The 24,816-nt window shown below is 73.9% G+C and carries 25 protein-coding genes, 1 other RNA gene and 1 riboswitch; of the genes, 6 read left to right on the top strand and 20 right to left on the bottom strand.

Features of this window, described 5'->3' with window-relative positions:
• Nucleotides 1–7 precede the first annotated feature (7 nt).
• Nucleotides 8–1,750 (top strand): class I adenylate-forming enzyme family protein, encoded by a 1,743-nt coding sequence (locus ACI79W_RS14895; protein ID WP_456562865.1) that lies wholly within the window; start codon nt 8–10, stop codon nt 1,748–1,750.
• Between the two features lie 75 nt (nt 1,751–1,825).
• On the top strand, nt 1,826–2,884 hold the full coding sequence (locus ACI79W_RS14900) for a potassium channel family protein (RefSeq protein WP_456562866.1): 1,059 nt from the start codon (nt 1,826–1,828) through the stop codon (nt 2,882–2,884).
• Nucleotides 2,885–2,995: 111 nt separating this feature from the next.
• On the opposite strand, the gene ACI79W_RS14905 is transcribed toward ACI79W_RS14900, so the two are convergent.
• The 7 genes from ACI79W_RS14905 to ACI79W_RS14935 form a co-directional block, all read right to left on the bottom strand.
• On the bottom strand, nt 2,996–4,510 hold the full coding sequence (locus tag ACI79W_RS14905; protein WP_456562867.1) for an adenylate/guanylate cyclase domain-containing protein: 1,515 nt from the start codon (nt 4,508–4,510) through the stop codon (nt 2,996–2,998).
• Between the two features lie 68 nt (nt 4,511–4,578).
• Nucleotides 4,579–5,814, bottom strand: a complete 1,236-nt coding sequence (locus tag ACI79W_RS14910; protein WP_456562868.1) for an MFS transporter — start codon at nt 5,812–5,814, stop codon at nt 4,579–4,581.
• A 17-nt stretch (nt 5,815–5,831) separates the two neighbouring features.
• Nucleotides 5,832–6,395 carry a TetR/AcrR family transcriptional regulator gene (locus tag ACI79W_RS14915; RefSeq protein ID WP_456562869.1) on the bottom strand — a complete coding sequence of 188 codons (564 nt, stop codon included), beginning with the start codon at nt 6,393–6,395 and terminating at the stop codon, nt 5,832–5,834.
• A complete protein-coding gene (locus tag ACI79W_RS14920; RefSeq protein ID WP_456562870.1) occupies nt 6,392–6,601 on the bottom strand; it encodes a hypothetical protein in 210 nt (69 codons plus the stop codon). The genes ACI79W_RS14915 and ACI79W_RS14920 overlap by 4 nt, the downstream gene beginning before the upstream one ends.
• Nucleotides 6,602–6,676: 75 nt before the next feature.
• The gene (locus ACI79W_RS14925; protein WP_456562871.1) at nt 6,677–7,492 is read right to left on the bottom strand and encodes a MetQ/NlpA family ABC transporter substrate-binding protein; all 816 of its coding nucleotides are present in this window, start codon (nt 7,490–7,492) and stop codon (nt 6,677–6,679) included.
• 63 nt (nt 7,493–7,555) lie between these two features.
• Nucleotides 7,556–8,215 carry a methionine ABC transporter permease gene (locus tag ACI79W_RS14930; protein WP_456562872.1) on the bottom strand — a complete coding sequence of 220 codons (660 nt, stop codon included), beginning with the start codon at nt 8,213–8,215 and terminating at the stop codon, nt 7,556–7,558.
• Nucleotides 8,212–9,228 (bottom strand): methionine ABC transporter ATP-binding protein, encoded by a 1,017-nt coding sequence (locus ACI79W_RS14935; RefSeq protein ID WP_456562873.1) that lies wholly within the window; start codon nt 9,226–9,228, stop codon nt 8,212–8,214. Before ACI79W_RS14935 ends, ACI79W_RS14930 begins: the two co-directional genes overlap by 4 nt.
• A gap of 205 nt (nt 9,229–9,433) precedes the next feature.
• Nucleotides 9,434–9,528, bottom strand: a riboswitch (SAM riboswitch).
• 153 nt (nt 9,529–9,681) lie between these two features.
• Between ACI79W_RS14935 and ACI79W_RS14940 the strand changes: the two genes are divergently transcribed.
• A complete protein-coding gene (locus ACI79W_RS14940; protein ID WP_456562874.1) occupies nt 9,682–10,611 on the top strand; it encodes an intradiol ring-cleavage dioxygenase in 930 nt (309 codons plus the stop codon).
• A 77-nt stretch (nt 10,612–10,688) separates the two neighbouring features.
• Here ACI79W_RS14940 and ssrA read toward each other — a convergent pair.
• Nucleotides 10,689–11,063: a transfer-messenger RNA gene (gene ssrA, locus ACI79W_RS14945) on the bottom strand.
• Between the two features lie 89 nt (nt 11,064–11,152).
• Between ssrA and ACI79W_RS14950 the strand changes: the two genes are divergently transcribed.
• Nucleotides 11,153–11,890, top strand: a complete 738-nt coding sequence (locus ACI79W_RS14950) for a sulfotransferase-like domain-containing protein (protein WP_456562875.1) — start codon at nt 11,153–11,155, stop codon at nt 11,888–11,890.
• A 3-nt stretch (nt 11,891–11,893) separates the two neighbouring features.
• Nucleotides 11,894–12,793 (top strand): aminotransferase class IV, encoded by a 900-nt coding sequence (locus ACI79W_RS14955; protein ID WP_456562876.1) that lies wholly within the window; start codon nt 11,894–11,896, stop codon nt 12,791–12,793.
• 64 nt (nt 12,794–12,857) lie between these two features.
• On the opposite strand, the gene ACI79W_RS14960 is transcribed toward ACI79W_RS14955, so the two are convergent.
• The 12 genes from ACI79W_RS14960 to prfB form a co-directional block, all read right to left on the bottom strand.
• Complete coding sequence (locus ACI79W_RS14960) at nt 12,858–14,009, bottom strand: magnesium and cobalt transport protein CorA (protein ID WP_456562877.1); 1,152 nt, start codon at nt 14,007–14,009, stop codon at nt 12,858–12,860.
• A gap of 285 nt (nt 14,010–14,294) precedes the next feature.
• Nucleotides 14,295–15,944 (bottom strand): SLC13 family permease, encoded by a 1,650-nt coding sequence (locus ACI79W_RS14965; RefSeq protein WP_456562878.1) that lies wholly within the window; start codon nt 15,942–15,944, stop codon nt 14,295–14,297.
• 114 nt (nt 15,945–16,058) lie between these two features.
• On the bottom strand, nt 16,059–16,937 hold the full coding sequence (locus tag ACI79W_RS14970) for an SCO6745 family protein (RefSeq protein WP_456562879.1): 879 nt from the start codon (nt 16,935–16,937) through the stop codon (nt 16,059–16,061).
• A gap of 9 nt (nt 16,938–16,946) precedes the next feature.
• A complete protein-coding gene (locus tag ACI79W_RS14975; protein WP_456562880.1) occupies nt 16,947–17,945 on the bottom strand; it encodes an N-acetyltransferase family protein in 999 nt (332 codons plus the stop codon).
• 44 nt (nt 17,946–17,989) lie between these two features.
• Complete coding sequence (locus ACI79W_RS14980; protein ID WP_456562881.1) at nt 17,990–18,370, bottom strand: VOC family protein; 381 nt, start codon at nt 18,368–18,370, stop codon at nt 17,990–17,992.
• On the bottom strand, nt 18,367–19,260 hold the full coding sequence (locus ACI79W_RS14985) for an amidohydrolase family protein (protein WP_456562882.1): 894 nt from the start codon (nt 19,258–19,260) through the stop codon (nt 18,367–18,369). The genes ACI79W_RS14980 and ACI79W_RS14985 overlap by 4 nt, the downstream gene beginning before the upstream one ends.
• Entirely contained in the window at nt 19,260–20,180 is a 921-nt protein-coding gene (locus ACI79W_RS14990) for an NADP-dependent oxidoreductase (protein ID WP_456562883.1), read from the bottom strand. Before ACI79W_RS14990 ends, ACI79W_RS14985 begins: the two co-directional genes overlap by 1 nt.
• A 23-nt stretch (nt 20,181–20,203) precedes the next feature.
• Complete coding sequence (locus ACI79W_RS14995) at nt 20,204–20,716, bottom strand: hypothetical protein (RefSeq protein WP_456562884.1); 513 nt, start codon at nt 20,714–20,716, stop codon at nt 20,204–20,206.
• A gap of 32 nt (nt 20,717–20,748) precedes the next feature.
• Nucleotides 20,749–21,225: an SsrA-binding protein SmpB gene (gene smpB / locus ACI79W_RS15000; RefSeq protein ID WP_456562885.1), complete on the bottom strand. Its 477-nt coding sequence runs from the start codon at nt 21,223–21,225 to the stop codon at nt 20,749–20,751.
• A 214-nt stretch (nt 21,226–21,439) separates the two neighbouring features.
• Complete coding sequence (gene ftsX / locus ACI79W_RS15005) at nt 21,440–22,324, bottom strand: permease-like cell division protein FtsX (RefSeq protein WP_456562886.1); 885 nt, start codon at nt 22,322–22,324, stop codon at nt 21,440–21,442.
• 57 nt (nt 22,325–22,381) lie between these two features.
• On the bottom strand, nt 22,382–23,071 hold the full coding sequence (gene ftsE, locus ACI79W_RS15010; protein WP_236827417.1) for a cell division ATP-binding protein FtsE: 690 nt from the start codon (nt 23,069–23,071) through the stop codon (nt 22,382–22,384).
• A gap of 179 nt (nt 23,072–23,250) precedes the next feature.
• On the bottom strand, nt 23,251–24,360 hold the full coding sequence (gene prfB, locus ACI79W_RS15015) for a peptide chain release factor 2 (protein WP_456562887.1): 1,110 nt from the start codon (nt 24,358–24,360) through the stop codon (nt 23,251–23,253).
• Nucleotides 24,361–24,406: 46 nt separating this feature from the next.
• On the opposite strand from prfB, the gene ACI79W_RS15020 reads away from it, so the two are divergent.
• The coding region (locus ACI79W_RS15020) for a DUF6343 family protein (RefSeq protein ID WP_456562888.1) at nt 24,407–24,816 on the top strand (410 nt) is incomplete at its 3' end.

Consider the following 24,816-nt stretch of genomic DNA (forward strand, 5'->3'; position numbering starts at 1 on the left):
GAAACGAATGACCACCGTGCAGTCCGCCCCGGCACCCACCACGGCCAGCTGGCCGCCCGGGCTGCCCCGGTCCCTGGACTACCCGAGGGTGCCGGTGGGCTCCATCCTGCGGGGCGCCGTGCGGCGGTGGGGCGACCGGACGGCGTTCGTCGACCACGACGTGCCGCTCACCTTCACCGAGCTGGGTGCCCGCGCGCACGCGGTCGCCGGCTGGCTGGCCGACCACGGCATCGGGCGGGGCGACGTCGTCGCCGTCCACATCCCGAACTGCCGGCAGTACCCGCCGCTGTACTACGGGATCATGCTGGCGGGCGCCACCTTCTCCCCCACCAACCCGCTGCTGCCGGCCGCCGACCTCGCCGCCCAGCTGAACGACGCCGGCGCCAAGGCGCTCATCACCTGGGACCAGGTGCTCCCCTTCGTCCGCGGCGCGCTGGCGCAGACCCGGGTCGAGACGGTGGTCGTCACCGGGGAGGCGCACACCCTCGACTTCGCCGCCCGCCTCGACGGCCTGGAGCCCTCCGACGTCGACCTGGCCGACCTGCTGGCCGGTGACCCGGCCGACCGGCACCTGGACGCCGGCCTCGACGTCACCACCGACCTGGCGCACCTGGCCTACACCGGCGGCACGACCGGGGTCAGCAAGGGCGTGGAGCTGCCGCACCGACAGGTCGTGACCAACGTGCTGCAGTCGGGCTGCTGGACCGCCGGCGCGCTGCCCGCCCTCGACGAGGAGGGGGACGTGACGCTGCAGCAGGTGCTCGGCGCCGACGAGTACCCCACCCGGCTCGGGGAGGCCCGCATCATCAACCTGACGCCGTGGTTCCACGCGATGGGCGCGATCGGCTACCTCAACGGCATGGTCATGGGCGGCACGATGACCGTCATCCACATGCGCTTCGACCCGGTGAAGTACGTCGAGGACATGGTCCGGTACGAGGTGACCTCGATCGGCGGCGCACCCCCGGTCTTCGTGGCGCTGCTGCAGGTACCCGGGTTCGCCGAGGCCGACCTCTCGCACGTCCGCGGCATCAGCAGCGGCGCCGCACCGCTGCCGGTCACGCTCATCGAGAAGATGCAGGCGCTCATGCCCAACGCGACGATCGGCGAGGGCTACGGCCTGACCGAGGTCACGATGATGGCCACCGGCAACCCGACCTTCCGCTCGGGCACCCGCAAGCCCGGCACCGTGGGGGTGCCGATCTTCGACACCGAGATCACCATCCGCCCGATCGGGGGCGGCGACCCGCTGCCGGCCGGGGAGCGCGGCGAGGTCTGCATCCGCGGCCCCCAGGTGATGCGCGGCTACGCGCACCGCCCCGAGGCCACGGCCGAGTCGATCGACGCCGACGGCTGGTTCCACTCCGGCGACGTCGGCATCCTGGACGAGGACGGCTACCTCTCGATCGTCGACCGGACCAAGGACATGCTGCTCTACAAGGGCTACAACGTGTTCCCGCGCGAGCTGGAGGAGGTCCTCTTCGCCGTGCCGGGGGTCGCCGGGGCCGCGGTCGTCGGCCGGCCCGACGAGGAGGCCGGCGAGCTGCCCGTGGCCTACGTGGTCCGCAAGGACGACGCGGACGGCGCCGCGCTGACCGCCGAGTCGGTCATGGCCGAGGTCAACGGCAGGGTGACCCCGTACAAGCGGCTGCGCGACGTGCGGTTCATCGACGCGATCCCGGTCTCGGCGGCCGGCAAGGTGCTCAAGCGGGAGCTCGCTGCCCGCGAGCGCGAGGCCGTCGGCGGCTGACCCGGCGCGCGCCGCCGCACCCCGAACGGGTGCGGCGGCGCGCATCCGTGGTTCGCGCTCACTATCGTCCGCGGCGTGGACGAGCAGCGGAACGGTCTGGAGACCGAGCACACCGGTGTGCGCATCGCGCACCTCGAGCAGTCCCCCGTCCGGCAGGTCGGGCGCCGGGTGCTCATCGCTGCCGCGGTGCTGCTCGTCGTCGTCCTCGTCGTCTACCTCGACCGGGACGGCTACGCGGACAGCCGCGGCGACGAGATCTCGTTCCTCGACGCCTTCTACTACGCGACCGTCACGCTCTCCACGACCGGCTACGGGGACATCACCCCGGTGACCCCGGCGGCGCGGCTGGTCAACGTCCTGCTGATCACGCCGCTGCGCATCATGTTCCTGATCGTCCTCATCGGAACGACCCTCGAGGCGCTGACCGCGCGCTCGCGCGAGGAGTTCCGCATCCACCGCTGGAGGTCCCGCGTGCGCCAGCACGTCATCGTGTGCGGCTACGGCACCAAGGGCCGCAGCGCCATCCGCTCCCTGCAGGCCAGCGGGACCCCGCTGGAGAAGATCGTCGTCGTCGACCCCGAGCCCCGGGCCATCGACGAGGCCAACGCGATGGGCCTCACCGGCATCGTCGGCGACGCCGGCCGCACGGAGGTGCTGCGCCGGGCCGCCGTCGAGCGGGCCCGCTCGGTGATCGTGGCGGCCAACCGGGACGACGCCTCGGTGCTGATCACCCTCACCGTGCGGCAGCTCAACCCCAGCGTCCCGATCACCACCAGCGTCCGCGAGGAGGAGAACGCGAACCTCCTGCGGCAGTCCGGCGCCGACACCGTCATCACCACCTCGGCGACGTCCGGCCGGTTGCTGGGCCTGTCCACCGACAGCCCCCGGGTGGTCGCCGTCGTCGAGGACCTCGTCACCGGTGGGCAGGGCCTGGACCTGCACCAGCGGACGGCGACCGCCGACGAGGTGGGGCTGGGCCCTCGCCAGCTGCGCGACATCGTCCTCTCGGTGACCCGCGGTGGTCGCACGCTGCGCTTCGACGACCCGCTGATCGGCACCCTGCAGCCCGAGGACGTCCTCGTCGTCGTGAAGGCGCACGAACCCGGCAAGGCGATGCAGCTGCCCACGCAGTGACATCGCGATCCTCCGGATCGCACCGCGGCCAGGTGCCGTCCCCCGGCGAGCTGAGCGCGTCCGTCGTCCCTGCGCGGACCCCTCCGGGGCCCACTCGGGACGACCCTGCCGTCACGGGGTGCGCACCCAGGTGGTCGTGGGCTCGTCGCGGCCGCGGAGCTCGACCTCGCGGTCCTGGGCCCAGTGCACCCGCTCGCCGGGCGCCGCCGTCAGCACCGTCGGCTCGCTGGCGACCGCGCGGCCCGGGTGCTCCTTGGCCAGGTCGGTGAGCCGCGCCGCCTCGTTCACCGGGTCGCCGATCACCGTGTACTCCAGTCGGCTGGCCGCCCCCACCTGACCGGCCCACACCCGGCCGCACGCGACGCCCACCCCCACGTCGACCTCCCCGGCGGCGGCGACCGCGTCGCAGATGCGCCGGGCCGCCCGCAGCGCCGCACCCGCCGGGTCGGGGTGGTCGGCCGGGGCGCCGAACACGCAGAGCGCGGCGTCGCCCTCGAACTTGTTCACCAGCCCGCCCTCGTCCTCGATGGCGTCGACGACGACCTCGAAGAAGCGGTTGAGCAGGCCGACCATCTCCTCCGGCCCGGTCCGGCGCACCAGCGCGGTGGAGCCGGCGACGTCCACGAACAGCGCCGCGACGGTGCGCTCCTCCCCGCCCAGGGAGACCCCGGTCGCCAGCGCCCGCTGGGCCACCGTGGTCCCGACGTGCCGGCCGAACAGGTCGCGGAGCCGCTCCCGCTCGGCCAGGCCGGCGGCCATGGAGTTGACGCCCTCCTGCAGCAGGCCGATCTCCCCGGCGTCGTCCACCACCACGTCCACGTCGTAGTCGCCGGCGCCGACCTGCTGCACCGCCCGGCGCAGGTCGCGCAGCGGCTGCCCGACGGCCCGCGCGGTGAGCACGGTGGCCAGCGCGCCGACCAGCAGGGCGACCACGACGAGGAAGACGACGGCGGTGCGCCCGGGGCCGTCGGGGTTGCTCGGGTCCAGGTAGAGCAGGACGACGCCGAGCATCGGAACCCCGCTGGTCAGCCCCCAGGTCAGCAGCAGGCGGATGCGGACCCCCAGGGTGAGCGCCCCCGCGGGCGGGTGGGTGGCCAGCGCCCGGGCGGTGACGGCGCGGGCCGCCCGGGCCACCAGCAGGTAGGTGACGCCGGCGGTGACCACGCCACCGAGGACCACGGCGACGCCGATCCGGGCACCCACCCGGGCATCGGGGAAGGTGACCGCCGCGACGGCGCCCACCAGCACGGCACCCAGCCCCCAGACGACAGCGGCGACCAGGGCGGTGTCCAGCGGGAGCCGCAGCGCCTGGCGGGCCTCCGCGACCGTGGGCTCGCGGCCGGCCGTCAGCCAGCGGTTCGTGGCCCGTTGCCGCCCCAGCCCGGCGACGACGGCCAGCGGCAGGGCCACGGCGAGGTAGGCCGCGGCCGCCCACAGCACCTCGGCGCGGCCGGCGCTCCCCGGGTCGCCCTCCACGCCGAGGAGCAGCAGCACCACGGTGCCGACGCCGACCAGGTTGGCCGCGATGACCAACCCCACGATCACCGGGACGGCCAGCCGGCCGCTGGGCGCCCACTCGGCCATGCCGGTCAGCCGGCGGCGCACGTCGTCGCCCGTCGTGGTCACGTGCGGCTCAACGAGCGCGGCCGGTGCACGGCACGGCCGGGCACCCGATCGGGGCCACCGGACCATGATCACCGAGGGGGGCCGCCGCCGTCCGGCCGGTCACCCGCCGGGGTCCTGGCGACCGGGCGGCCCGGCAGGGCCCGCCCGAGCACCAGCGCGCCGATGCCGGCGACCACCACCGCGAGCAGCGCCACCCGCAGGCTGGCGGCGTCGGCCACGACCCCGATCAGCGGCGGGGAGAGCAGGAAGCCGATCCTCAGCAGCCAGTTGATCACCATCAGCCCCTGGCCGTGCGGCAGGCCGGGGAGCTCGTCGGCGGCGTGGTAGACGGCGGGGATGAGAGTGGCGACGCCCAGACCGGCCAGCGCGAACCCGAGCAGGGTGCTGGGCACCGACGGCCAGGCGAGCGCGACACCGAGGCCCACCGCGGCGAGCGCGCCCCCGGCCCGGGCGACCCGCCGCTCGCCGAACCGGTCGACCACGCGGTCACCGGCCAGCCGGCCCACGGTCATCGCGGCCGAGAGGGCGACGAAGCCCAGCCCGGCGGTCGCCGCGCCGGCCGCGAGCTCGGTGCGGAGGTAGAGGGCGCTCCAGGATGCACCGACGTCCTCGATCAGCGCGCCGCAGCCGGCCAGCAGGCCCAGCACCGCCAGGGCCGGGACCGCGGCCCGCCGGCGCGGACGCTCCCGTGGCACCTCCTCGGCGACCGGCTCGGGCTCGTCCGAGCCGGGGAGCACCCCGCGGGAGACGACGAGGGCGACCGCGCCGAAGACCACCGCCGAGACGCCGAGGTGGACCGGCAGCGGGATGCCCAGCCCTGCCGCAGCGGAGCCGAGCAGCCCGCCGGTGACCGCGCCGATGCTCCAGACGCCGTGCAGCGAGTTGATGATCGAGCGGCCGTAGAGCCGCTGCACGCGGAGGCCGTGCGCGTTCTGCGCGACGTCGACGACGGCGTCCAGGGCGCCGACCACGAGGAACGCGGCAGCCAGGACGTACCAGTTCGGCGCCACCGAGACCGTCCACACGACGGCGCCCAGCAGCACCAGGCCGTAGGAGGCAACCCGCCCGGAGCCGAACCGGCGGTTGAGCGCCGCCGACGACAGCCCGGCCAGCAGGGCACCCAGCGGCACGGCGGCCAGCGCGGCGCCCAGCGCGGTGCTGCTCAGGTCCAGCTCGGCCTTCACCGCGGGCAGCCGCGGCACGAGCCCGGCGTAGAAGACGGCGTTGAGGAAGAAGCAGGCGGCGACGGCGCGGCGGGCGCGCCGGAGGCGCGGCGGTTCCACGGTCGCGGGGGCGGAGGACATGGGGACTCCAGCTCTCGTCAGCCGGCGAACCGGAGCAGCGCGGCACGGATCTGCGCGGCGTCCATCGGGTCGGTGGACAGCGCGCTGTGCAGGACCAGCCCCTCGACGAGGGCGTCGACCTCGCGGGCGGTGACCGGGTCGAGGTGGCGCTCCAGACTGCGACGGCTCCTCGACATCCAGTCCTGGGTGACCGCCCGCAGCTCGGCGTCGCGGGCTGCGGCGACGTACAGCTCGACGGCGAGCACCAGGTCGCGCTGCGAGCCCAGCAGGTCGCCGGTGAGGTGCCCGACCAGCGCCTCCAGCGCCGACACGCGGTCGGGGGCGGCCGCCATGCGCGCGTCGAACCGCGCGGCGACGTCGTCCACGTGCCGGGTGAAGGCGGCGGCGAGCAGCTCGGTGAGCGAGCCGAAGTGGTAGGTCAGCGACCCCAGCGGGACGTCGGCGGCGCGGGCGATCGCCCGGTGCGTGGCCGCCGCGACCCCTCGTGCCGCGATGACGTCGAGGGTGGTGTCCACCAGCCGGTCGCGCCGCCCGGGGTCGTGCCGGCGCGGACGGCGGACCGGCGTGGGCTCCGCGCTCACCGGGCGGGGTCGTCCAGCCGGCGCACGACGCGCGCCGGGTTGCCGACCGCCACGACGTCGGCGGGCAGGTCGCGGGTGACCACCGTGCCCGCGCCGACGACGGCGTCCTCCCGGATGGCGATCGGGGCGACGTCGAGGTGGAGGCCCCCGGCGAGCGCCCCCTCGCGCGTCGTCCGGGAGTCGCCCGCCGCGGGCCGGGAGCGCATAGGAACGAGCGTACAGAGGCGGCCGGCTGCCGGCATGCGGGGCGGGACGCCCGTGCGGCGTCCCGCCCCCCGCCGTCAGAACGCCGGGAGGACGGCGCCCTCGTAGTTCTGCTCGATGAACTGGCGCACCTCGTCGGAGTGCAGCAGCTCCTCCAGCTCCTGGATGCGCTCGTCGCCCTCGTCACCGGTGCGCACCACCAGGAGGTTGGCGTTGGGGTTGCCCTCGCCCTCCTCCAGCGCCAGCGCGTCCTCGGCCGGGACCAGGTCGGCCTCGATGGCGTAGTTGCCGTTGATGACCGCGATGTCGACGTCAGCCAGGGACCGGGGCACCTGCGCGGCCTCGACCTCGGAGATCTCCAGGTTCTTCGGGTTGCCCTCGACGTCCAGCGAGGTGGGGGCGGCGTCGCCGGTGTCGGCGAGGGTGATCAGGCCGTTGGCCTCGAGCAGACGCAGCGCCCGCGCGGCGTTGGTCGGGTCGTTCGGGATGGCCACGGTCGCGCCGTCGGGCAGGTCGGCGAGGTCGGTGAGCGTGCTCGAGTAGATGCCGAGCGGCTCGATGTGCACGGGGTCGAGCGCCGCGAAGTCGTAGCCGGCGCTGGCCTCCTGCTCCTCCAGGTACGGGATGGTCTGGAAGTAGTTGGCGTCGAGGGAACCGTCGTCGAGGGCCACGTTGGGCTGCACGTAGTCGGTGAACTCGACGATCTCCAGGTCCAGGCCGGCGTCCTCGGCGAGGTTCTCGTCGATGTAGCGCAGGATCTCCGCGTGCGGGACCGGGGAAGCGCCCACCCGCAGCGGCTCGTCGGCCGCCGAGAGCTCGGCCTCGCCCCCGCAGGCGGCGAGCAGGGCCGTCATCGCCGACGCGGCCAGCAGGGCGGGAAAGCGGGTGCGCATGGTGGTGGTTCTCCTCTGGAGTGGGGGTGGGACGGCGGCCGGGTGGCCGCCGTGGAGGTGGGATCAGGCGTGCGCGAGCGAGCGCGCCCAGCGGTCGCCGGCCCACTGGAGGGCCTGCACGATGACGAGCAGGAGGACGACGGTCGCCAGCGTGATGTCGGTGCGGAACTGCTGGTAGCCGAAGCGGATGGCGAAGTCGCCCAGCCCGCCGCCGCCGACCGCACCGGCCATGGCCGAGTAGCTGATCAGCGCGACGACGGTGACCGTGACCCCGGCGACCAGCGACGGCCGGGCCTCGGGCAGCAGCACGGTGCGCACGACGTCGCGCCGGCGGGCACCCATCGACAGCGCCGCCTCGACCTTCCCGGCGGCGACCTCGCGCAGGCTGGTCTCCACCAGCCGGGCGAGGAAGGGGACCGCGCCGATGGTCAGCGGCACGATCGCCGCGGTGGAGCCGATCGTCGTGCCCACGATGCCTCGGGTGACCGGGGCGACGAGGACCAGCAGGATGATGAACGGCAGCGCGCGGCCCAGGTTGACGACCAGGCCCAGCGCGCGGTTGAGCAGCGGCCGCGGGGCCAGCCCGCCGGAGGCGGTGACGGTGAGCAGCACGCCCAGCGGGACGCCGAGCAGCACGGTGACCAGCGCCGCGACGCCCACCATGTAGAGCGTCTCCCAGGTGGCGTCCAGCAGCTGCGGCCAGATGCGGTTCCAGTCGCTCACCGGGCCACCTCCGCGGTCGCGGCCACGCGCTCGACCAGGACGCCGTCGGCCTGCAGCCGGTGCACGGCGTCGTCCAGGCCCGCGCCTCCCCCGGTGACCCGCAGGAGCAGCCGGCCGTAGCGTCCACCGGCGACGGTCTCCACCGATCCGCCGGCGATCTCGACGGCCAGGCCCAGCTCCCCGATCAGGGTCTGCAGGACGCGGGTCTCCGGCGTCCGGTCGGTGACGGTCACCCGCAGCAGGGCGCCGTCGTGCCCGGCACCGGCGTCCGCGACCGGCGCCGGGAGCAGGGCCTCCCCCAGCGGGGAGCCCGGCCGGGTCAGCACGTCGGCCAGCCGGCCGCCGTCGACGACCCGCCCCCGGTCGAGCAGGACGGCGCTGTCGCAGACGGCCTTGACGACGGACATCTCGTGGGTGATCAGCAGGACGGTCAGGCCGAGCTCGTCGCGCACCCGGCGCAGCAGCTCCAGGACGCCGGTGGTGCTGGCCTGGTCGAGCGCGGAGGTGGCCTCGTCGCAGAGCAGCACGTCCGGCCGGACGGCGAGCGCCCGGGCGATGGCCACGCGCTGCTGCTGGCCGCCGGAGAGCTGGGCGGGGCGGGCGTCGGCTCGGTCGGCCAGGCCCACGAGGTCCAGCAGCTCCCCGGCCCGCCGCCGGCGCTCGGCCCGGCCGACGCCGGCGAGCTCGAGCGGGTGCTCCACGTTGCCCGCGGCGGTGCGCGAGTCGAGCAGCTCGAAGTGCTGGAAGACCATGCCGATGGAGCGCCGCGCCTGCCGGACCTGCTCGTCGGGCAGCTCGGTGAGCACCTGCCCGTCGACGGTCACCGAGCCCGACGTGGGCCGCTCCAGCAGGTTGACCAGGCGCACCAGCGTGCTCTTGCCCGAGCCGCTGGGGCCGACGACGCCGGCGAACTCGCCGCGGTCCACGGACAGGCTGACGCCGTCGACGGCGACGACCTCGCCGGCCCGCCCGCGGGCCGGGAAGACCTTGCGGACGTCCTTCAGTTCGATCACGGGGTGCTGTCCTCGGGGTTGAGCCGGCACGGGCGGGCCCCGCCGGGAGGGCGGACGGGCCCGCGATGCGCGGGGCTGGGGTGCGCGCCCGCGCGCGGCGGGCGTCAGCGAAAGGCCGGAGGCCTCAGCGGCACATGGCCGTGCCGGTGCTGCACAGGTCGACGTGCCGGCGGGCCCACGGGAGCAGCTCGTACCGCATGGTGTTCCTCCATCGGTCCTGGCAGTAGCACCCGCGCCCGCCGATGCGGGGGGTTGCTGCGACGTCGACGAGCCAGGTCTCTCAGCCGCTCCGGATGGTTGCGGCAGCAAGTCTACGGACCGAGCTCGGGCGTTTCCCCTCCGCGACCTGCGACGTCACTCACACAGCGCACTCGCAGCCGCTGTCCAGCCGGGTCGCGGGTCGGCGGCCGAGCGTGGTCGCCGACCCGCGACGAGCCCGACCCAGGAGAGCCCATGACCCCGCTGCCGACCGGTCCCACCCCCGCCTTCGAGGGGCGCCCGCTGCCCCGGCCGGACGAGGAGGTCGTCGACCAGGGGCTGGGGTTCGACCTGGGGACGCTGCTCAGCCGGCGCCGACTGCTGGGCGTGCTCGGTCTCGGCGCGGCGAGCGCCGGCCTGGCAGCCTGCGGCGCCGGGTCCTCCGCGGCCACCGGTTCGACGACGGCGGCGGGTGCGACCGCGGTCTCCGGGGAGGTCCCCGACGAGACCGCCGGCCCCTACCCCGGTGACGGTTCCAACGGACCCGACGTGCTCGACCAGAGCGGCATCGTGCGCAGCGACATCCGGTCCAGCTTCGGGGAGGCCGGCGGCACCGCCGAGGGCGTGCCGATGACGCTGGAGCTCGTGGTCCGGGACCTCGCGAACGGCGGCGTGCCGTTCGCCGGCGTCGCCGTCTACGTGTGGCACTGCGACCGCGACGGCGGCTACTCCCTGTACTCCGACGGGATCACCGACCAGAACTACCTGCGCGGGGTGCAGGTCGCCGACGCCGACGGGAGGGTGTGGTTCACCAGCATCGTCCCGGCCTGCTACCCGGGGCGGTGGCCGCACGTCCACTTCGAGGTCTACCCGGACGAGGGCAGCATCACCGACGCGGCCAACGCGATCGCCACCTCCCAGGTGGCGCTGCCCGCGGACGTCTGCGAGACCGTCTACGCCACCAGCGGCTACGAGAGCTCGGTGGGCCACCTGGCGCAGGTCACGCTCACCAGCGACGGCGTCTTCGGTGACGACGGCGGCGCGAGCCAGCTGGCCACCGTCACCGGCGACGTCGCGAGCGGCTACACGGTCACCCTGCCGGTCGGCGTCGACACCACCACCACGCCCACCGGCGGCGGGACCGGCGCCGGCCCGGGCGGGGGACCGCCGAGCCGGCCCTCCTGACCGGGGCGGGGTCCCGCCGACGGGCCCCGGACGCACGAAGGGCCCGGTCTGCAGACCGGGCCCTTCGTGGTGGAACGGGGTGGAGGTGGCGGGAATCGAACCCGCGTCCTTCGACGCATGACCAGGGCTTCTCCGAGCGCAGTCCGCTACTGCCTCTGCTCGACCCCATCGATCTCACGGACGAGTCGATGTGACGGGCCCAGTCGCTGTGAGATGTCCCGTGAACGCCCGCGACCGGCACTCACGGTGAGTCATCTAGCTGATGCCAGGATCCGGGCCGATGACGAACCCGGGCTGACAGAGTCGCCTCGCTACTTAGGCAGCGAGGGCGAACTCGCGCTGACTGGAGTCGGCGCTTGTGTTGTTTCCAACGCGTGGTTAACGAGCTCATCGTTGGCTTCCTCGGCTCGCTTCCCCTGGACACCCGACCGAAGTCGAGACCAATCACCCCCTGTGCAGTTGTGCAGTCAGGGTAACGGCTCCGTCCAGCCGGTTGTTCCCCCGGCGCGACGACGCGGCGGCCGTCCGGCACGATGCCCGCATGACGGGGGCCGGCCGGACGACGACGCCGATGCGGATCGCGATGTGGTCCGGGCCGCGCACCCTGTCGACGGCGACGATGCGCGCCTGGGAGAACCGCCCCGACACCGCCGTCGTCGACGAGCCGCTGTACGCGTACTACCTGGCCACGACCGGGCTGGACCACCCGGGCCGCGACGAGGTGATCGCCAGCCAACCGACGGACTGGCGCACCGTCGTCCGCGCGCTGACCGAGGACGACCTGCCCGACGGCGCCACGATCTCCTACCAGAAGCACATGACCCACCACGTGCTGCCGGAGGTCGACCTCGACGCCTTCGCCGGGCTCCGGCACGCCTTCCTGATCCGCGACCCGCGCCGGCTGCTCGCCTCCTACGCCCGGGTGCGCGAGCGACCGACCCTGGCCGACCTCGGCCTCGCCCAGCAGGTCGCGCTGCACCGCCGCTTCGGCGGCCCCGTCGTGGACTCCGACGACCTGCTGCGCGATCCGCGCGGCGTGCTGACCACCCTGTGCTCGGCGCTGGGCGTCCCGTTCGACGAGCGCATGCTCTCGTGGCCGCCCGGCCGCCGGGACACCGACGGGGTGTGGGCGCCGCACTGGTACGCGAGCGTGGAGGCCTCCACCGGCTTCGGCCCGTACCGCGACGCGCCCCTGGAGCTGCCCGGGTCGCTGGCCGCGCTCGCCGCCGAGTGCCTCCCTTTCTACGACGAGCTGGCCGACACCCGGCTGAGGAGCTGACCCGTGCTGCAGCAGTTCGACGAGCGCAACCGCGACCTGGTGGTCAACGTGAACGGCCGGCTGGCCCACCGCGACGAGGCCGGCGTCAGCCCGTTCGACTCCGTCGTCCAGGGCGGGGACGCGGTGTGGGAGGGGCTGCGGCTCTACCGTGGCCGGATCTTCGCCCTCGAGGAGCACCTGGCCCGGCTCCGCCGCTCGGCGCAGGCCCTGGCGTTCACCGAGATCCCCGACGACGCGGCGATCGTCGAGCAGATCCGCCGCACGCTGGCCGCCAACGGCATGACCGACGGCGTGCACATCCGGCTCACCCTGACCCGCGGCGTGAAGGTGACCAGCGGCATGGACCCGCGGCTCAACCAGAGCGGCCCGACGCTGATCGTGCTGGCCGAGCACAAGCCGCCCGTCTACGACACCGGCGGCATCACGCTGGTCACCTCCAGCGTGCGCCGCCCCACCCCCGACGTGCTCGACCCGAAGATCCACCACAACAACCTGCTCACCTCGATCCTGGCCAAGATCGAGGCCAACGTCGCCGGCGCCGACGACGCGCTGATGCTCGACGCCCGCGGCTTCGTCGCCGAGACCAACGCGACGCACGTCTTCTCCGTCGCCGGCGGGGTGCTGCGCACGCCGACGACCGCAGCGTGCCCGGAGGGCATCACCCGCGCCGCCGTGCTGCGCCTGGCCGCCGCGCTGGGCATCCCGTCCGAGGTCGGCGACTTCTCGACGACCCAGCTGTACGCCGCCGACGAGGTGTTCGTGACCGGAACGATGGGCGAGCTCACGCCCGTGCTCGCCGTCGACGGGCGGCGCATCGGCAGCGGTGAGCCCGGCCCGCTGACCCGGCGGCTGTCGGTCGCCTACGGGGAGCTGACGGCCTCGTCGGGCACCCCGGTGACCTGAAGCACGGCGGCCCCGCTGCAGGGTCCCGCCACGAGCCTGCGAGTGGTGGGGGGCAGCGGGGTCCTCAGATCCAGTCGCGGCGCTTGAAGACCAGGTACAGCGTCAGGCTCACCCCCACCATGAGCAGCAGCGCGAACGGGTAGCCCCACACCTCGTCGAGCTCGGGCATGTGGTCGAAGTTCATGCCGTAGACGCCGCCGACGAGGCTCGGCGCGAAGAGGATGGCCGCCCAGGCCGAGATCTTCTTGACCTCCTCGCCCTGGGCGATCGAGGTCTCGGTGAGCTCGCGGATCTCCTCGTTCTGCCGCTGCGCCACCAGCGTCGCGTTCACCGTGAGGATGTCGCGCAGCTGCAGCCGGAAACCCTCCACCCGCTCGTTGACCTGGATGACGTGGTCGGCCACGTCGCGCAGGTAGCCGCGCAGCTCCTCGTCGACGCCGTACTTGTCGAACCCGGCGGTGAGCGCGGCGATGATGCCGGTGAGCGGCTGCGCGGCCCGTTGGAACTCCAGCACCTCCTGCGACAGCTCGTAGATGCGCCGCGAGACGCCCGGGTCGCCCCCGAACACCTGCGTCTCGATCTCGTCGATGTCGTTGGCCAGCCCGTCGACCACCGGCCGGTACCCGTCGACGACGGCGTCCAGCGTCGCGTAGAGCACCGCCTCGCTCCCGCGGGACAGCAGCTCCGGGTCGCTCTCCAGCCGGCGCCGCACCCGCGAGAGGTCGGGCGACTCGCTGTGCCGCACGGTGATCGCGAAGTCCGGCCCGAGGAACAGGTGCAGCTCGCCGAACTCGACCTCCTCGGCCGCGTCCAGGTACCGCGCGGCCTTGAGGACGACGAACAGCGTGCCGCCGTAGCGCTCGAACTTCGGCCGCTGGTGGGCCTTGATCGCGTCCTCGACCGCCAGCTCCGGCAGGTCGAAGAGCTCCGCGAGAGCCCCGAGCTCCTTCGGGCCCGGGCGGTACAGCCCCAGCCAGGCCAGCCGCCCCTCCCCGTGGAGGAGCTCCTCGCGGCTCTCGGCCGGCGACTCCGGCGTCGCCACCCGACGGCCCTCGGAGTACACGGCGTTGTCCACGACGCGCGAGTGCGGGGCGGAACCGTCGGTCAGGGTGGCGGACGCCGTGGCACCGTTCGGCGTCAGCACGGGCGCCGGCCGGGGTGGGCGGCGGCCCAGCGTCGTCAGGGCGGTCAGCGGCGCGAGGCGGCGCTCGGTCATGGCGGGCTCCCGGGGCGGGGGACGGCGAGGACGACAGGTGCTCGCGCAAGCGGCGAGGCGCTGGACGGCCACCCTCCAGGGGCCCGCGGCGAGCCTGCGAGGCGTGGGGGGAAGGGTGGTCCTTCTAGTGGGGATCGGTACTGGGAGGTTCGCTGCGCACGACGTCCCCCTCCCGGGTCCGGGCGTCCCCGCCCACGTGTCCTCGGCCGTCGACCATCGTCCCACGCCGACCGGCGGGAGCCGGACGTGCGATCGCCCACACGGGTGAGGGAGCGGCTCCCGTCGTCAGCCCGCGACGCCGAGCACCAGGTCGACCAGCAGCGGGAGCAGCAGCACGATGAGGATCGCGCCGAGGACGTCGAAGGAGACACCCGACCGGATCATCTTGGTGATCGGCACGACCCCGGAGCCGTAGACGATGGCGTTCTGCGGCGTCGACACCGGGAGCATGAACCCGAACGAGGCCGCGAAGGTCGCCGCCAGCGCCGGCACGAACGGGTTGATCCCGGCGGCGACGGCCACCGGGATGATGATCGGCACGACGACGGCGGCCGACGCCGTGTTCGACGTCGTCTCGCTGATGATGATCGCCAGGATGACCGCGAAGACCGTGATGGCGATCGTGCTGGTGAGGCCGAGACCGTCGGCGGATGCCTGCCCGATCGTCTCGGCCAGCCCGGTGTCGGCCAGCAGCGAGCCGAAGATGATGCCGGTGCCGAACAGCAGCACCGTGCCCCAGTCGATCGTGGCGGCGTCGCTCCAGTTCAGGGTGAACTCCCGGCGCTTCCAGTCCGTCGGCAGCAGGAACAGCAGCGAGGCGCCGAGGACGGCGACGATCCCCTCGTCGAGGCGGTCGCCGAGGGTGGCGTAGAGGTCGGACTCCGTGCCGGCGGTCAGCGCGATGACGCCGGGGAAGATCCACAGCGCCACGGTGACGCCGAAGGCGATGAGGGTGTTGCGCTCGGCGCGGGAGAAGGAGCCGAGCTCCGACCGCTCCTTCTGCACGTACTCGTGCACGCCCTCGATCCGCCTGATCTCCGGCTTGTTGATCAGCAGCAGGACGAGGACGAGCGCGACGAACATGAGCGCGCAGATCGGCAGCGCCATGATCATCCAGTCGAGGAAGCCGATCCGCTCGCCGGTGGCCTCCTCGATCAGCCCGCGGCCGATCAGGTTCGGCGGGCTGCCGACCGGGGTGAGCAGACCGCCGACGCCGGCGCCGTAGGCGAGCATCAGCATCAGCGCGACGCCGACCCGCAGGCGCAGCGGGTCGAAGTCGGGCTTCACCAGCTCCTTGTCCTGCAGCAGCTTGGCGATCACCGACAGGATGCCGATCGCGGTGGGCAGCAGCATGGCCACGGTCGCCGTGTTGGACACGAACGCCGACAGCACCGCGGTGATGAAGCCGAAGGCGATGATCACGCGCGCGGTCGAGGCGCCGACCCACTTCAGCGACAGGATGAACATCGCGAACCGCCGCGCGACCCCGTGCTTGAGCATGGCCGCGGCGAGGATGAACGCGCCGATGAAGGTGAAGACCGTCGTCGACCCGAACGGTGCCAGCGCGTCGTCGGCCGGTACCACCCCGAGCACGGCGATCGCCCCGACGCCGATGAGACCGCCGATGGGGATGGGGACCGGCTCGGTGATCCACAGGACGATGACCCCGAGCAGGACCGCTGCGAGCAGGTGCTGGTCGCGCGGGAGGTCGATCGGCACCAGCGCGAAGACGAGGGTGACCAGCGGCGCGAGGAAGAGGCCGATGGTGCGGCGGCCCTTCTCGAACCGCTCCTCGGCGGGGCTGAGCTGCTGCTCGCCCAGGCTGCGGTAGGTGGCGCTCCCGCGGAACGCGGCGTCGACGTCGGTCCGCTTCCAGCCGGGACCCCCGTGGGCGGTCGACTGGACTCCACCCTGCTCGCGCTCGGTCGCGGTCATGGCGCCTCCCTCGGACCGGGATCCGGCATGACCCTAGGCCGGGGTCCGCCGCTCAGCGACCTGGAGAACGCGCGACCTCGGAAAGGGTGACGAGCGGGGGCCCGGGACGCCCGGTCAGCGGCCGAAGATGCCCTGGCCGAAGGCCCCGTTCGCGGTGATCACGCGCGACAGCCCCTTGCCGAGCTCGACCACCCGCGCGGTCCTTCCCGCGCCCAGCTGCAGCCACGGGTCGGCGGCGAGCGCGTCGGTCTGCACCTCGATGCGGGCGCGCAGCTCCTCGCCTTCCTCGGTGAGGCCGGCGTCGTCGAGCAGGCCGCGCTCGGCCAGCGCGGCGCACGCGGCGTCCCACTGCTCGTCGCTCCACCCACGGGTCGCCTTGGCCGCGGGCACGGTGAACCCGCGGCCGGTCGCGCAGTGGGTGATCAGCGCCTCCAGCCCGGTCAGCCCGGCGTGCACCAGGACGGCGACGTGCCCGTCCCCGCGGTGCTCGCGCAGCAGCGTGGCGCCGTGCCACAGCGCCAGCAGCGGCTCCTCGGGCCACGGCAGGTCCGCGTGACCGGCGAACAGCGGGCGGCCCTCCGCGCTGAGGTCCGCGCACGCCTCGCGCAGCAGCCCGGCGAGCTCGGCCACCTCGGGCGAGCCGGCGACGTCCTCGCCGAGCAGGCGGGTGAGCGAGGCGCGCGCGGCGTCCAGCCGCGCGGTGAGCACCTGCTCGGGCGTCGCCAGCGTCCAGGCGCGCGGGATCATGTGCGCGACCAGCGAGGGGGCGAAGTTGTAGAAGGTCGCGGTCACCACGCCGGCGCCGACGGCGCCCATGGCGGCCGCCCGGCCGGCGAAGTAGACCATCCGCCCCCTGCGCAGGCCCAGGGCGCCGAGGTGCTCGTCCTGCTCCGGCGCGAAGTACAGCTGCGAGTGCAGCGGGTCGATCGCGCGGTGGGCACGGCCGACGAGGGCGGGGTCGAAGGCGGGCTCGGGCTGCGCGGCGCTGACCATGGGCGCACCCTAGCCAGCGGCCACCGGCGGGAGTGACAGCGACCACGCGACGCGGGTCCGCACGGTGTCGAACCCCAGGCTCTCGTAGAGCCGCAGCGCCCCGGTGACGTTGTCGCTGTCGACGTCCAGGGCGGCCACGCGGCAGTCCTGGGCCGCGGCCGCCCGCAGACTGCCGCCGATCATCGCCGATGCCAGGCCGCGGCCGCGGGCCCCGGGCAGCACGCCGATGTGGCCGAGCACCACCTCCCGGTAGCCGCGCGCCCGGGTGTCGGCCTCGTACACGTAGCCGAGGACGTAGCCCGCGACGGCGCCGTCGGCGACCGCCAGCACGGAGAGGTCGGGGCGGAAGGCGCGGCTGCCGGTGAACAGCCGCTGCCACGACTCGGGGTCGCGCTCGCTGGAGCCGTGGTGCTCGGTGAACGCCACGTTGTGCGCGCGCCGCACCTCGTCGTCGCGGTCCCAGGAGAAGGGGACGACCTGCACGCCCGGGACCGCGCGCACCTCCGGCAGGTCGGTCAGCCGGCGCTCCATGGTGCGGTACCACCGCTCCGCGGTGAAGCCGTGCCGCTCGACCAGCCGCTCGAGGTCCGGCTGGGTGCCGGAGACGCCGACGACCAGGAGCCCCTCCACCTCCGGGTGCCGCTCGGCGTGCACCTCCGCGCCGCGGGCCAGCTCCCAGCCCAGGAGCGCCGTCCCGATGCCGCGGCCGCGCCGGTCGGGGTGCACCCGGCCGTCGAGGTGGATGCGGTAGGCGCCGCGGAAGGTGGGGCTCGCGGAGACGACCGCGTAGGCGGCGAGCGCGCCGTCCGCGTGGGTGACGGCGACCCCGTCGCGGGCGGGGTCGACCTCCCAGCCGGTCCACTCCTCGGCGACGTCGTCGGCGTCGGGGAACTCGCCGGTGTCGTCGAGCGCCTCCGCCGCGACCAGGAGCTGGGCGACCGCGGGGGCGTCGTCGGAGCGGAGCGGGCGGACGGTCAGGCCGTCGGGGGCGGCAGGCAGGGCGGGCACGGGTGCAGAGGGTAGGGAGCCCGCCGGTGCGGGGCGAGCGGTTTTTACAGCCGCACGAACAGGCAGAACGGGTGGCCGGCGGGGTCGGTGAAGACGCGGACGTCCTCGTGGGCGTCGGTGTGCCCGCCGACCCGGCGAGCGCCGGCCTCCTCCGCTACCGCCGTGGCGGCGTCGAGGTCGTCGACCTGCAGGTCCAGGTGCAGCTGCATCTGCTGGGCGCCCGGCTCCGGCGGCCACACCGGCGGCACGTGGTCCTCCTCGAGCTGGAAGGACAGCCCCGGGCCGCCGTCCTCGGGCCGCAGCGTCGTCCACTGGGGGTCGTCGTCGCGGACCGGCCAGCCGAGCAGGCGCTGGTAGAAGCGGGCCAGCCCCTGCGGATCCGGGGTGCCGAGGACGGTCGCGGTCAGCCGGGCGGTCGGGGTCACCCCTCGATCGTGAACAGCCGGGCGCCGTTGCGCCACAGCACCGCGCGGAGCCACTCCACCCCCAGCCCCAGCCGGTGCAGCGCGGCGAGCTGGTGGGCGTAGGGGTACGGGATCGACGGGAAGTCGCTGCCGAGGAGCACCTTGTCGCGCAGCGCCGCCAGCCGCGGCAGGTCCGCGCGGTCGAAGGGCATCAGCCGCTCGGTGAAGTCGGTGGCGAACATCGTGGTGTCCAGGTGCACCCGCTCGTACCGCTCGGCGAGAGCGAGGAATTCCCGGTACTCGGGCATGCCCAGGTGAGCGATGACCAGCTGGAGCCGCGGGAACCGCTCCAGCAGCCCGCTCATCGGCGCGGGGCCGGTGTGCTCCCCGGCCAGCGGCCCGGAGCCGCAGTGGATGACCACCGGCGTGCCGGTCTCCTCCAGCCGCGCCCAGACGTCGTCGAGCAGCCGGTCCCGCGGGTCGAAGGCGCCGACCTGCACGTGCACCTTGAAGACCCGGGCGCCCCGGTCGAGCGCCTCGGACACGTAGCCCGCGACGCCCGGCTCGGGGTAGAAGGTGGCCGACTGCAGCACCTGCGGGCGCCCCGCGGCGAACCCGGCCGACCACTCGTTGAGCCAGGCGGCCATGCCGGGCTTGTGCGGGTAGGGCAGCGTCGGGAACGCGCGGACCCCCAGCCGGTCCAGGACGGCGAGCCGCTCCTCCTCGGGCAGCCGGTAGGCCACCGGCCACTCCGCCCCGTAGTGGGTGCCGGCCGCCTCGAAGTACCGCCACACCTTCGCCTGCACCCGCTCGGGCAGGACGTGGACGTGCACGTCGACCAGCCCGGGCACGCCCAGCTCCCTCCAGTACCGCGGGACGTCGCCGTCGTCGGCCGGTGGCTGGAGCGCCATCAGAGGGTGACGACGACCTTGCCGCGCACGTGCCCGCCGGCGACGAGGTCCTGGGCCTGCGCGGTCTGCTCCAGCGGGAAGGCCTTGGCGACGGCGACCCGCAGCTGCCCGGCGTCGGCCATGCGACCGAGCTCCTCCAGGTCGTGCCGCTCCGGGCGCACGAACACGTACCGCCCGCCCATCCCGTTCACCGAGGGGTCCACGACGCTGGCGACCCGGGAGACGTCGCGCACCTGCTGCGGGGCGTCGGCCAGCGTGTCCCCGCCGTTGAGGTCGAGGACGGCGTCGACGGGCTCGGAGAGCTGCTCGCTGATCGGCCCGGCGGAGTAGTCCAGCACCTCGGCGCAGCCGGCCTCGGTGAGGAAGCCGTGGTTGCGGGGGCTCGCGGTGCCGATGACGTGCGCGCCGAGGGCGACGGCGATCTGCACGGCGAAGAAGCCCACGCCGCCGGCGGCCCGGTGCACCAGCACCCGGTCGCCCTCGCCGACGGCCAGCGCCTCGGTGAGCGCCTGGTAGGCGGTCAGCCCGGCCAGCGGCAGCCCCCCGGCCTCGGTGAACGACAGCGACCCCGGCTTGTGGGCCACGCAGCGCTGCGGGGCCGGCACGAGCTCGGCCGCCGTCCCCCACTGGACGTCGTCCCGGCGCAGGTAGCCGAACACCTCGTCGCCGGGGGCGAAGTCGACGACGGCAGGGCCGACGGACTCCACGACCCCGGCGAGGTCCCAGCCCGGCACGATCGGGAAGTGGTGCGGGAAGAAGCCGGCCAGCCCGCCCTCGCGGATGCCGATGTCGACGGGGTTGACGCCCGCGGCGCGGGTGCGCACGAGCACCGTGTCGGGCCCGACGGGCGGCTCGGGCAGGTCGTCCCGCAGCTGCAGCACGTCGACCCCGCCGAACCGGTCGTAGGCGATACCTCTCATGGGCTCACCGTAAGCGGGGCCGCTCAGCGTCGCCGCGTGCCCGTCCCGCGACGCCGCTGACCGGCCGGCCACTCGACCACCCAGCGCTCCCCGACCGGCAGCGCCGCCCACCGGCGGGTCGCCTCCCGCACGGCCCCGACGGCGGCCTCGACCCGCTCGCGCGGGACCCCCGCCGCCGCGACGTGCGCGGGCAGCACCTGCTCGCCCCGGGCCAGCCGGCCGACGACGTCCGCGACGGTCTCCGCGCGCTGCACGGCATCGGTCCGCTCCCGCTTCAGCCGGTGGGACCGCTCGGTGGCGTGCGGGGGCCGGCGGCCGGACACGTGCCGCATGCTGCCCCACACCACGCCGTCGGCGACGCAGCCCCAGACGCCGTCGTGCAGCGGCAGCGCCGTCTCGACCACGGCGTGCACGAGGTCGTGCGGCAGGTCGGCGCCGCCCCCGGCGCCCCGCATGGCGAAGACGACGCCGTCGTCCCGCTCGACCAGCGTCTCGACCGGCCGGCGGTCGGCCATCCGCTCGAACGTCATCCGCACGGCCCGAGTGTCACCGGGCGCTCAACCGGTTTTCAGCGACGGCCCTTCACGTAGCGGCCGAACGCCTTCTGGATCTCCCGGCGGGAGTCGCGCTCGGCGAGGTCGTGCCGCTTGTCGTAGGACTTCTTGCCCTTGGCGAGGGCGAGGGTGGCCTTGACCTTGCCGTCCTTGAAGTAGAGGTCCAGCGGCACCAGCGTCAGGCCGCCCTCGCGGGTCTTGCCCATCAGCTTGTCGATCTCCTCGCGGTGCATGAGCACCTTGCGTTTGCGGCGGGGCGCGTGGTTGGTCCAGGTGCCCTGCACGTACTCCGGGATGTGCACGTGCTGCAGCCACACCTCGCCGTCGTCGATCGAGGCGAACCCGTCGACGAGCGAGGCACGGCCGGCCCGCAGGCTCTTCACCTCGGTGCCGGTGAGCACCAGGCCCACCTCGTAGGTGTCGAGGATCGAGTAGTCGTGCCGCGCCTTCTTGTTCTGGGCGATGAACTTGCGCCCTTGCTCCCGCGGCATGCCCCCAGGTTACTGCGGCCGTCGATCCCGCCCGGCCGGTCCGCCGCACCCCAGCCTCGCCCCGCCGCGCGAACCATGCGAACTCGTGTCCATCCGCGCCCGATCACCACGAGGTCGCATGGCTCGGCGACGGCGCACGGCCCCGCGAACACGACGACGCCCCTCCCGCGCCGGTGGGCCGGGCGGGAGGGGCGTCGCGGAGCGGCGGAGCCGGTTACAGGCGGACGTAGAGCCGCAGCGTCACGTAGGCGGCGATGCCGGCCAGGGCGACGCCGACCCCGGAGACGATCACGCTGTTGGTGATGATCGCGTCCCACTCGACCTGCGGGATGATCCCGGCCCGGATCGGCCCGGACAGGGTGCGGTCGATGAAGAGGACCTTGGTCAGGATCAGGCCACCCGCGGCGAGCAGACCACCGATGAGCCCGGCGATCGCCGCCTCGAGGATGAACGGCAGCTGGGTGTACCAGCGCGAGGCGCCGACCAGCCGCATGATGTTCGTCTCGTTGCGACGGTTGAACGCCGCGAGCTGGATGGTGTTGGAGATCAGCAGCAGGGCCGCGAGCGCCTGCACCACCGCGACGGCGATGGTGGCGTTGCGGGCGCCGTTGAGCAGGCTGAACAGCCGGTCGAGGAACTCGCCCTCGTCACGCACCTGGTCGACGCCGTTCTCGCCGCTGGGGAACTGCGCGGCGATGACCTCGTACCGCTCCGGGTTGACCAGCTCCACGCGGAAGCTCTCCGGCAACGCGTCCGGCGGGGTGTTGGCGACCAGCTCGGGCTGCTGGGCGAACTGCTGCTGGAAGCGCTCGTAGGCCTCCTCGCGCGACTCGTAGAGGAAGCTCGCGACCTCCTCGGAGGACTCGAGCTGCCCCTGGATCGCCTGCCGCTGCTCGTCGGTGACGTCGTCGGCCAGGAAGATGGAGACCTGCACCTTGTCGTAGTAGATCTCCTTCATCTCGGAGATCATCCCGGCGATGAGCAGGCCGGTGCCCATGAGCCCGAGCGAGATGGCCGTGGTCAAAATCATCGCGACCGTCATGGTCAGGTTGCGACGAAGCCCGGTGGCGACCTCGGAGAGCACGAAGTTGACGCGCATGGATTTCCTGTCGTGGAGTGCGTTCGGACGCGGTCGGCGGTGGTTCGGCGGGCGCTGCTAGCGGCCCACGCCGTAGACACCGCGCGACTGGTCGCGGGTGAGGACTCCCCCGTTGAGCTCGATGACGCGGCGCCGCATGGAGTCGACGATGTGGTAGTCGTGCGTCGCCATGAGCACCGTGGTGCCCGTCCGGTTGATCCGCTCGAGCAGCAGCATGATGCCCTCGCTGGTCTCCGGGTCGAGGTTGCCGGTCGGCTCGTCGGCCAGGAGCACCAGAGGCCGGTTGACGAACGCGCGGGCGATCGCGACCCGCTGCTGCTCACCACCGGAGAGTTCGCCGGGCAGCCGGTTGGCCTTGCCCTCGAGGCCGACCATCTCCAGCACCTCGGGCACGACCCGCTTGATCGTGCGGTGCGGCTTGTTGATGACCTCGAGCGCGAACGCGACGTTCTGCGCCACCGTGCGGTTGCGCAGCAGGCGGAAGTCCTGGAAGACGCAGCCCATGGTCCGGCGCAGCTTGGGCACCTTCCACTTGCTGAGCGTGTTCAGCGTCTGACCGTTGACCGTGATCGTGCCCGACGTCGGGTCCTCCTCCTTCAGCAGCAGCCGCAGGAAGGTCGACTTGCCCGACCCCGACGAGCCGATGAGGAAGACGAACTCGCCCTTCTCGATCTCCGTGGAGACGTCGTCGAGGGCAGGCCGGCCGCTGGCCGGGTACAGCTTGGTGACGTGTTGCAGTTCGATCACGAGGCGCCACGGTACCTGCCCCGCGCCCCAGGATGGGCCGTTCCGGGGGGAACGCGCGCAACGCGTTGTCGTGCCCGTCCCGCTGGCCTCGCAAAACCCGCCAGCTGCCAGTTTCCTGTGACGGGGATGACGGCTCGGGGCGGGTCGCGGCGTGCGCCGGCGCGGGAGGGCGGCCCGGGTCAGGCGGCGGTGGCCTCCTGCTGGCGGCGCCACCGGATGCCGGCCTCGATGAACGCGTCGATGTCGCCGTCGAGCACCGCGGTCGTGTTGCCGGTCTCCTGCTCGGTGCGCAGGTCCTTGACCATCTGGTACGGGTGCAGCACGTAGGAGCGCATCTGGTTGCCCCAGCTGCTGCCCTCCCCCTTGAGGGCGTCCATCTCCGCCTTCTGCTCCTGCTGGCGGACCACCAGCAGCCGGGCCTGGAGCACCCGCAGCGCCGCCGCGCGGTTCTGGATCTGCGACTTCTCGTTCTGGCAGGAGACGACGATGCCGGTGGGGATGTGCGTCATCCGGACGGCGGAGTCGGTGGTGTTGACGCTCTGCCCACCGGGACCCGACGAGCGGAAGACGTCGACCCGGATCTCGTTCTCCGGGATCTCGACGTGGTCGGTCTGCTCGACGACGGGCAGCACCTCGACGCCGGCGAACGACGTCTGCCGGCGACCCTGGTTGTCGAACGGCGAGATACGCACCAGCCGGTGGGTGCCCTGCTCGACCGAGAGGGTGCCGTAGGCGTAGGGCACCTTGACCGAGAAGGTGGCCGACTTGATGCCGGCCTCCTCCGCGTAGCTGATGTCCAGAACCTCGGTGGGGTACTTGTGGCGCTCGGCCCAGCGCAGGTACATGCGCATGAGCATCTCGGCGAAGTCGGCGGCGTCGACACCCCCGGCCTCGGACCGGATCGTCACCAGGGCCTCCCGGGAGTCGTACTCACCGGAGAGCAGCGTGCGCACCTCGAGCTCGTCGATCGCCTTGCGGAGGCTGGCCAGCTCCTGCTCGGCCTCGGCGGCGGTCGCCTCGTCGCCCTCCTCGGCGGCCATCTCGTGCAGCAGCCCGACGTCCTCGAGGCGGCCGCGCAGCTCCTCGACCCGGCGCAGGTCGCCCTGCATGTAGGAGAGCTTGGAGGTGAGCGCCTGCGCGGCCTCGACGTCGTCCCAGAGGTCCGGCGCGGCGGCCTGCTGCTCGAGCTCGGCCACCTCGCGGCGGAGTCGGTCGACGTCGAGGACGGCCTCGATCGACTTCAGGGTCGTGTCGAGTTCGTCCAGGACGACGGAGAAGTCAGCGGCCACGTCGACCCAGGGTAGTGCGCCCCGGCCGCGGGTAGGCAGGCGTGCCATGACGGAGCCCGAACGGCACCGCTCGCGGGAGGACTACGCGCGCGGCCTGCCCGACCACCACGACCCCACGGCCGGCTTCGGCGGGGCACCGCCGGCCCGGTCGGCCCTCACCCTGCGCGCGGTGCTGGCCGGCTTCGGCCTGGTCTTCTGCCTGCTGGCCGGGCTGGGCTGGCTCGCCGTCGAGGACCTGCCCACCTGGCCCGGCGTCGTCCTGCTCGTGCTCGCCGCCGTCGCGGCCGTCGACCTGGTGGTGGTGCTGCGCCGCAAGGCGCGCGGCGAGCCGGGGGGGGGGGGGGGGGGGGGGGGGGGGGGCGCGCGCCCCCGGGCCCCCCCCCCCCCCCCGCCCCCCACCCCGCCCCCCCCCCCCCCCCCACCCCCCCCCCCACAAACCCCCCGAGCGCCGGGGGG

The sequence above is a fragment of the Blastococcus sp. SYSU DS0533 genome (genome assembly GCF_054050775.1).

Bases quoted from the DNA above. Each gene is read 5' to 3' on its own strand.
- ACI79W_RS14895 (WP_456562865.1), top strand. From the start codon at position 8: ATGACCACCGTGCAGTCCGCCCCGGCACCCACCACGGCCAGCTGGCCG.
- ACI79W_RS14910 (WP_456562868.1), bottom strand. From the start codon at position 5,814: ATGTCCTCCGCCCCCGCGACCGTGGAACCGCCGCGCCTCCGGCGCGCC.
- ACI79W_RS14920 (WP_456562870.1), bottom strand. From the start codon at position 6,601: ATGCGCTCCCGGCCCGCGGCGGGCGACTCCCGGACGACGCGCGAGGGG.
- ACI79W_RS14925 (WP_456562871.1), bottom strand. From the start codon at position 7,492: ATGCGCACCCGCTTTCCCGCCCTGCTGGCCGCGTCGGCGATGACGGCC.
- ACI79W_RS14940 (WP_456562874.1), top strand. From the start codon at position 9,682: ATGACCCCGCTGCCGACCGGTCCCACCCCCGCCTTCGAGGGGCGCCCG.
- ACI79W_RS14950 (WP_456562875.1), top strand. From the start codon at position 11,153: ATGACGGGGGCCGGCCGGACGACGACGCCGATGCGGATCGCGATGTGG.
- ACI79W_RS14960 (WP_456562877.1), bottom strand. From the start codon at position 14,009: ATGACCGAGCGCCGCCTCGCGCCGCTGACCGCCCTGACGACGCTGGGC.
- ACI79W_RS14965 (WP_456562878.1), bottom strand. From the start codon at position 15,944: ATGACCGCGACCGAGCGCGAGCAGGGTGGAGTCCAGTCGACCGCCCAC.
- ACI79W_RS14970 (WP_456562879.1), bottom strand. From the start codon at position 16,937: ATGGTCAGCGCCGCGCAGCCCGAGCCCGCCTTCGACCCCGCCCTCGTC.
- ACI79W_RS14985 (WP_456562882.1), bottom strand. From the start codon at position 19,260: ATGGCGCTCCAGCCACCGGCCGACGACGGCGACGTCCCGCGGTACTGG.
- ACI79W_RS14990 (WP_456562883.1), bottom strand. From the start codon at position 20,180: ATGAGAGGTATCGCCTACGACCGGTTCGGCGGGGTCGACGTGCTGCAG.
- smpB (WP_456562885.1), bottom strand. From the start codon at position 21,225: ATGCCGCGGGAGCAAGGGCGCAAGTTCATCGCCCAGAACAAGAAGGCG.
- ftsX (WP_456562886.1), bottom strand. From the start codon at position 22,324: ATGCGCGTCAACTTCGTGCTCTCCGAGGTCGCCACCGGGCTTCGTCGC.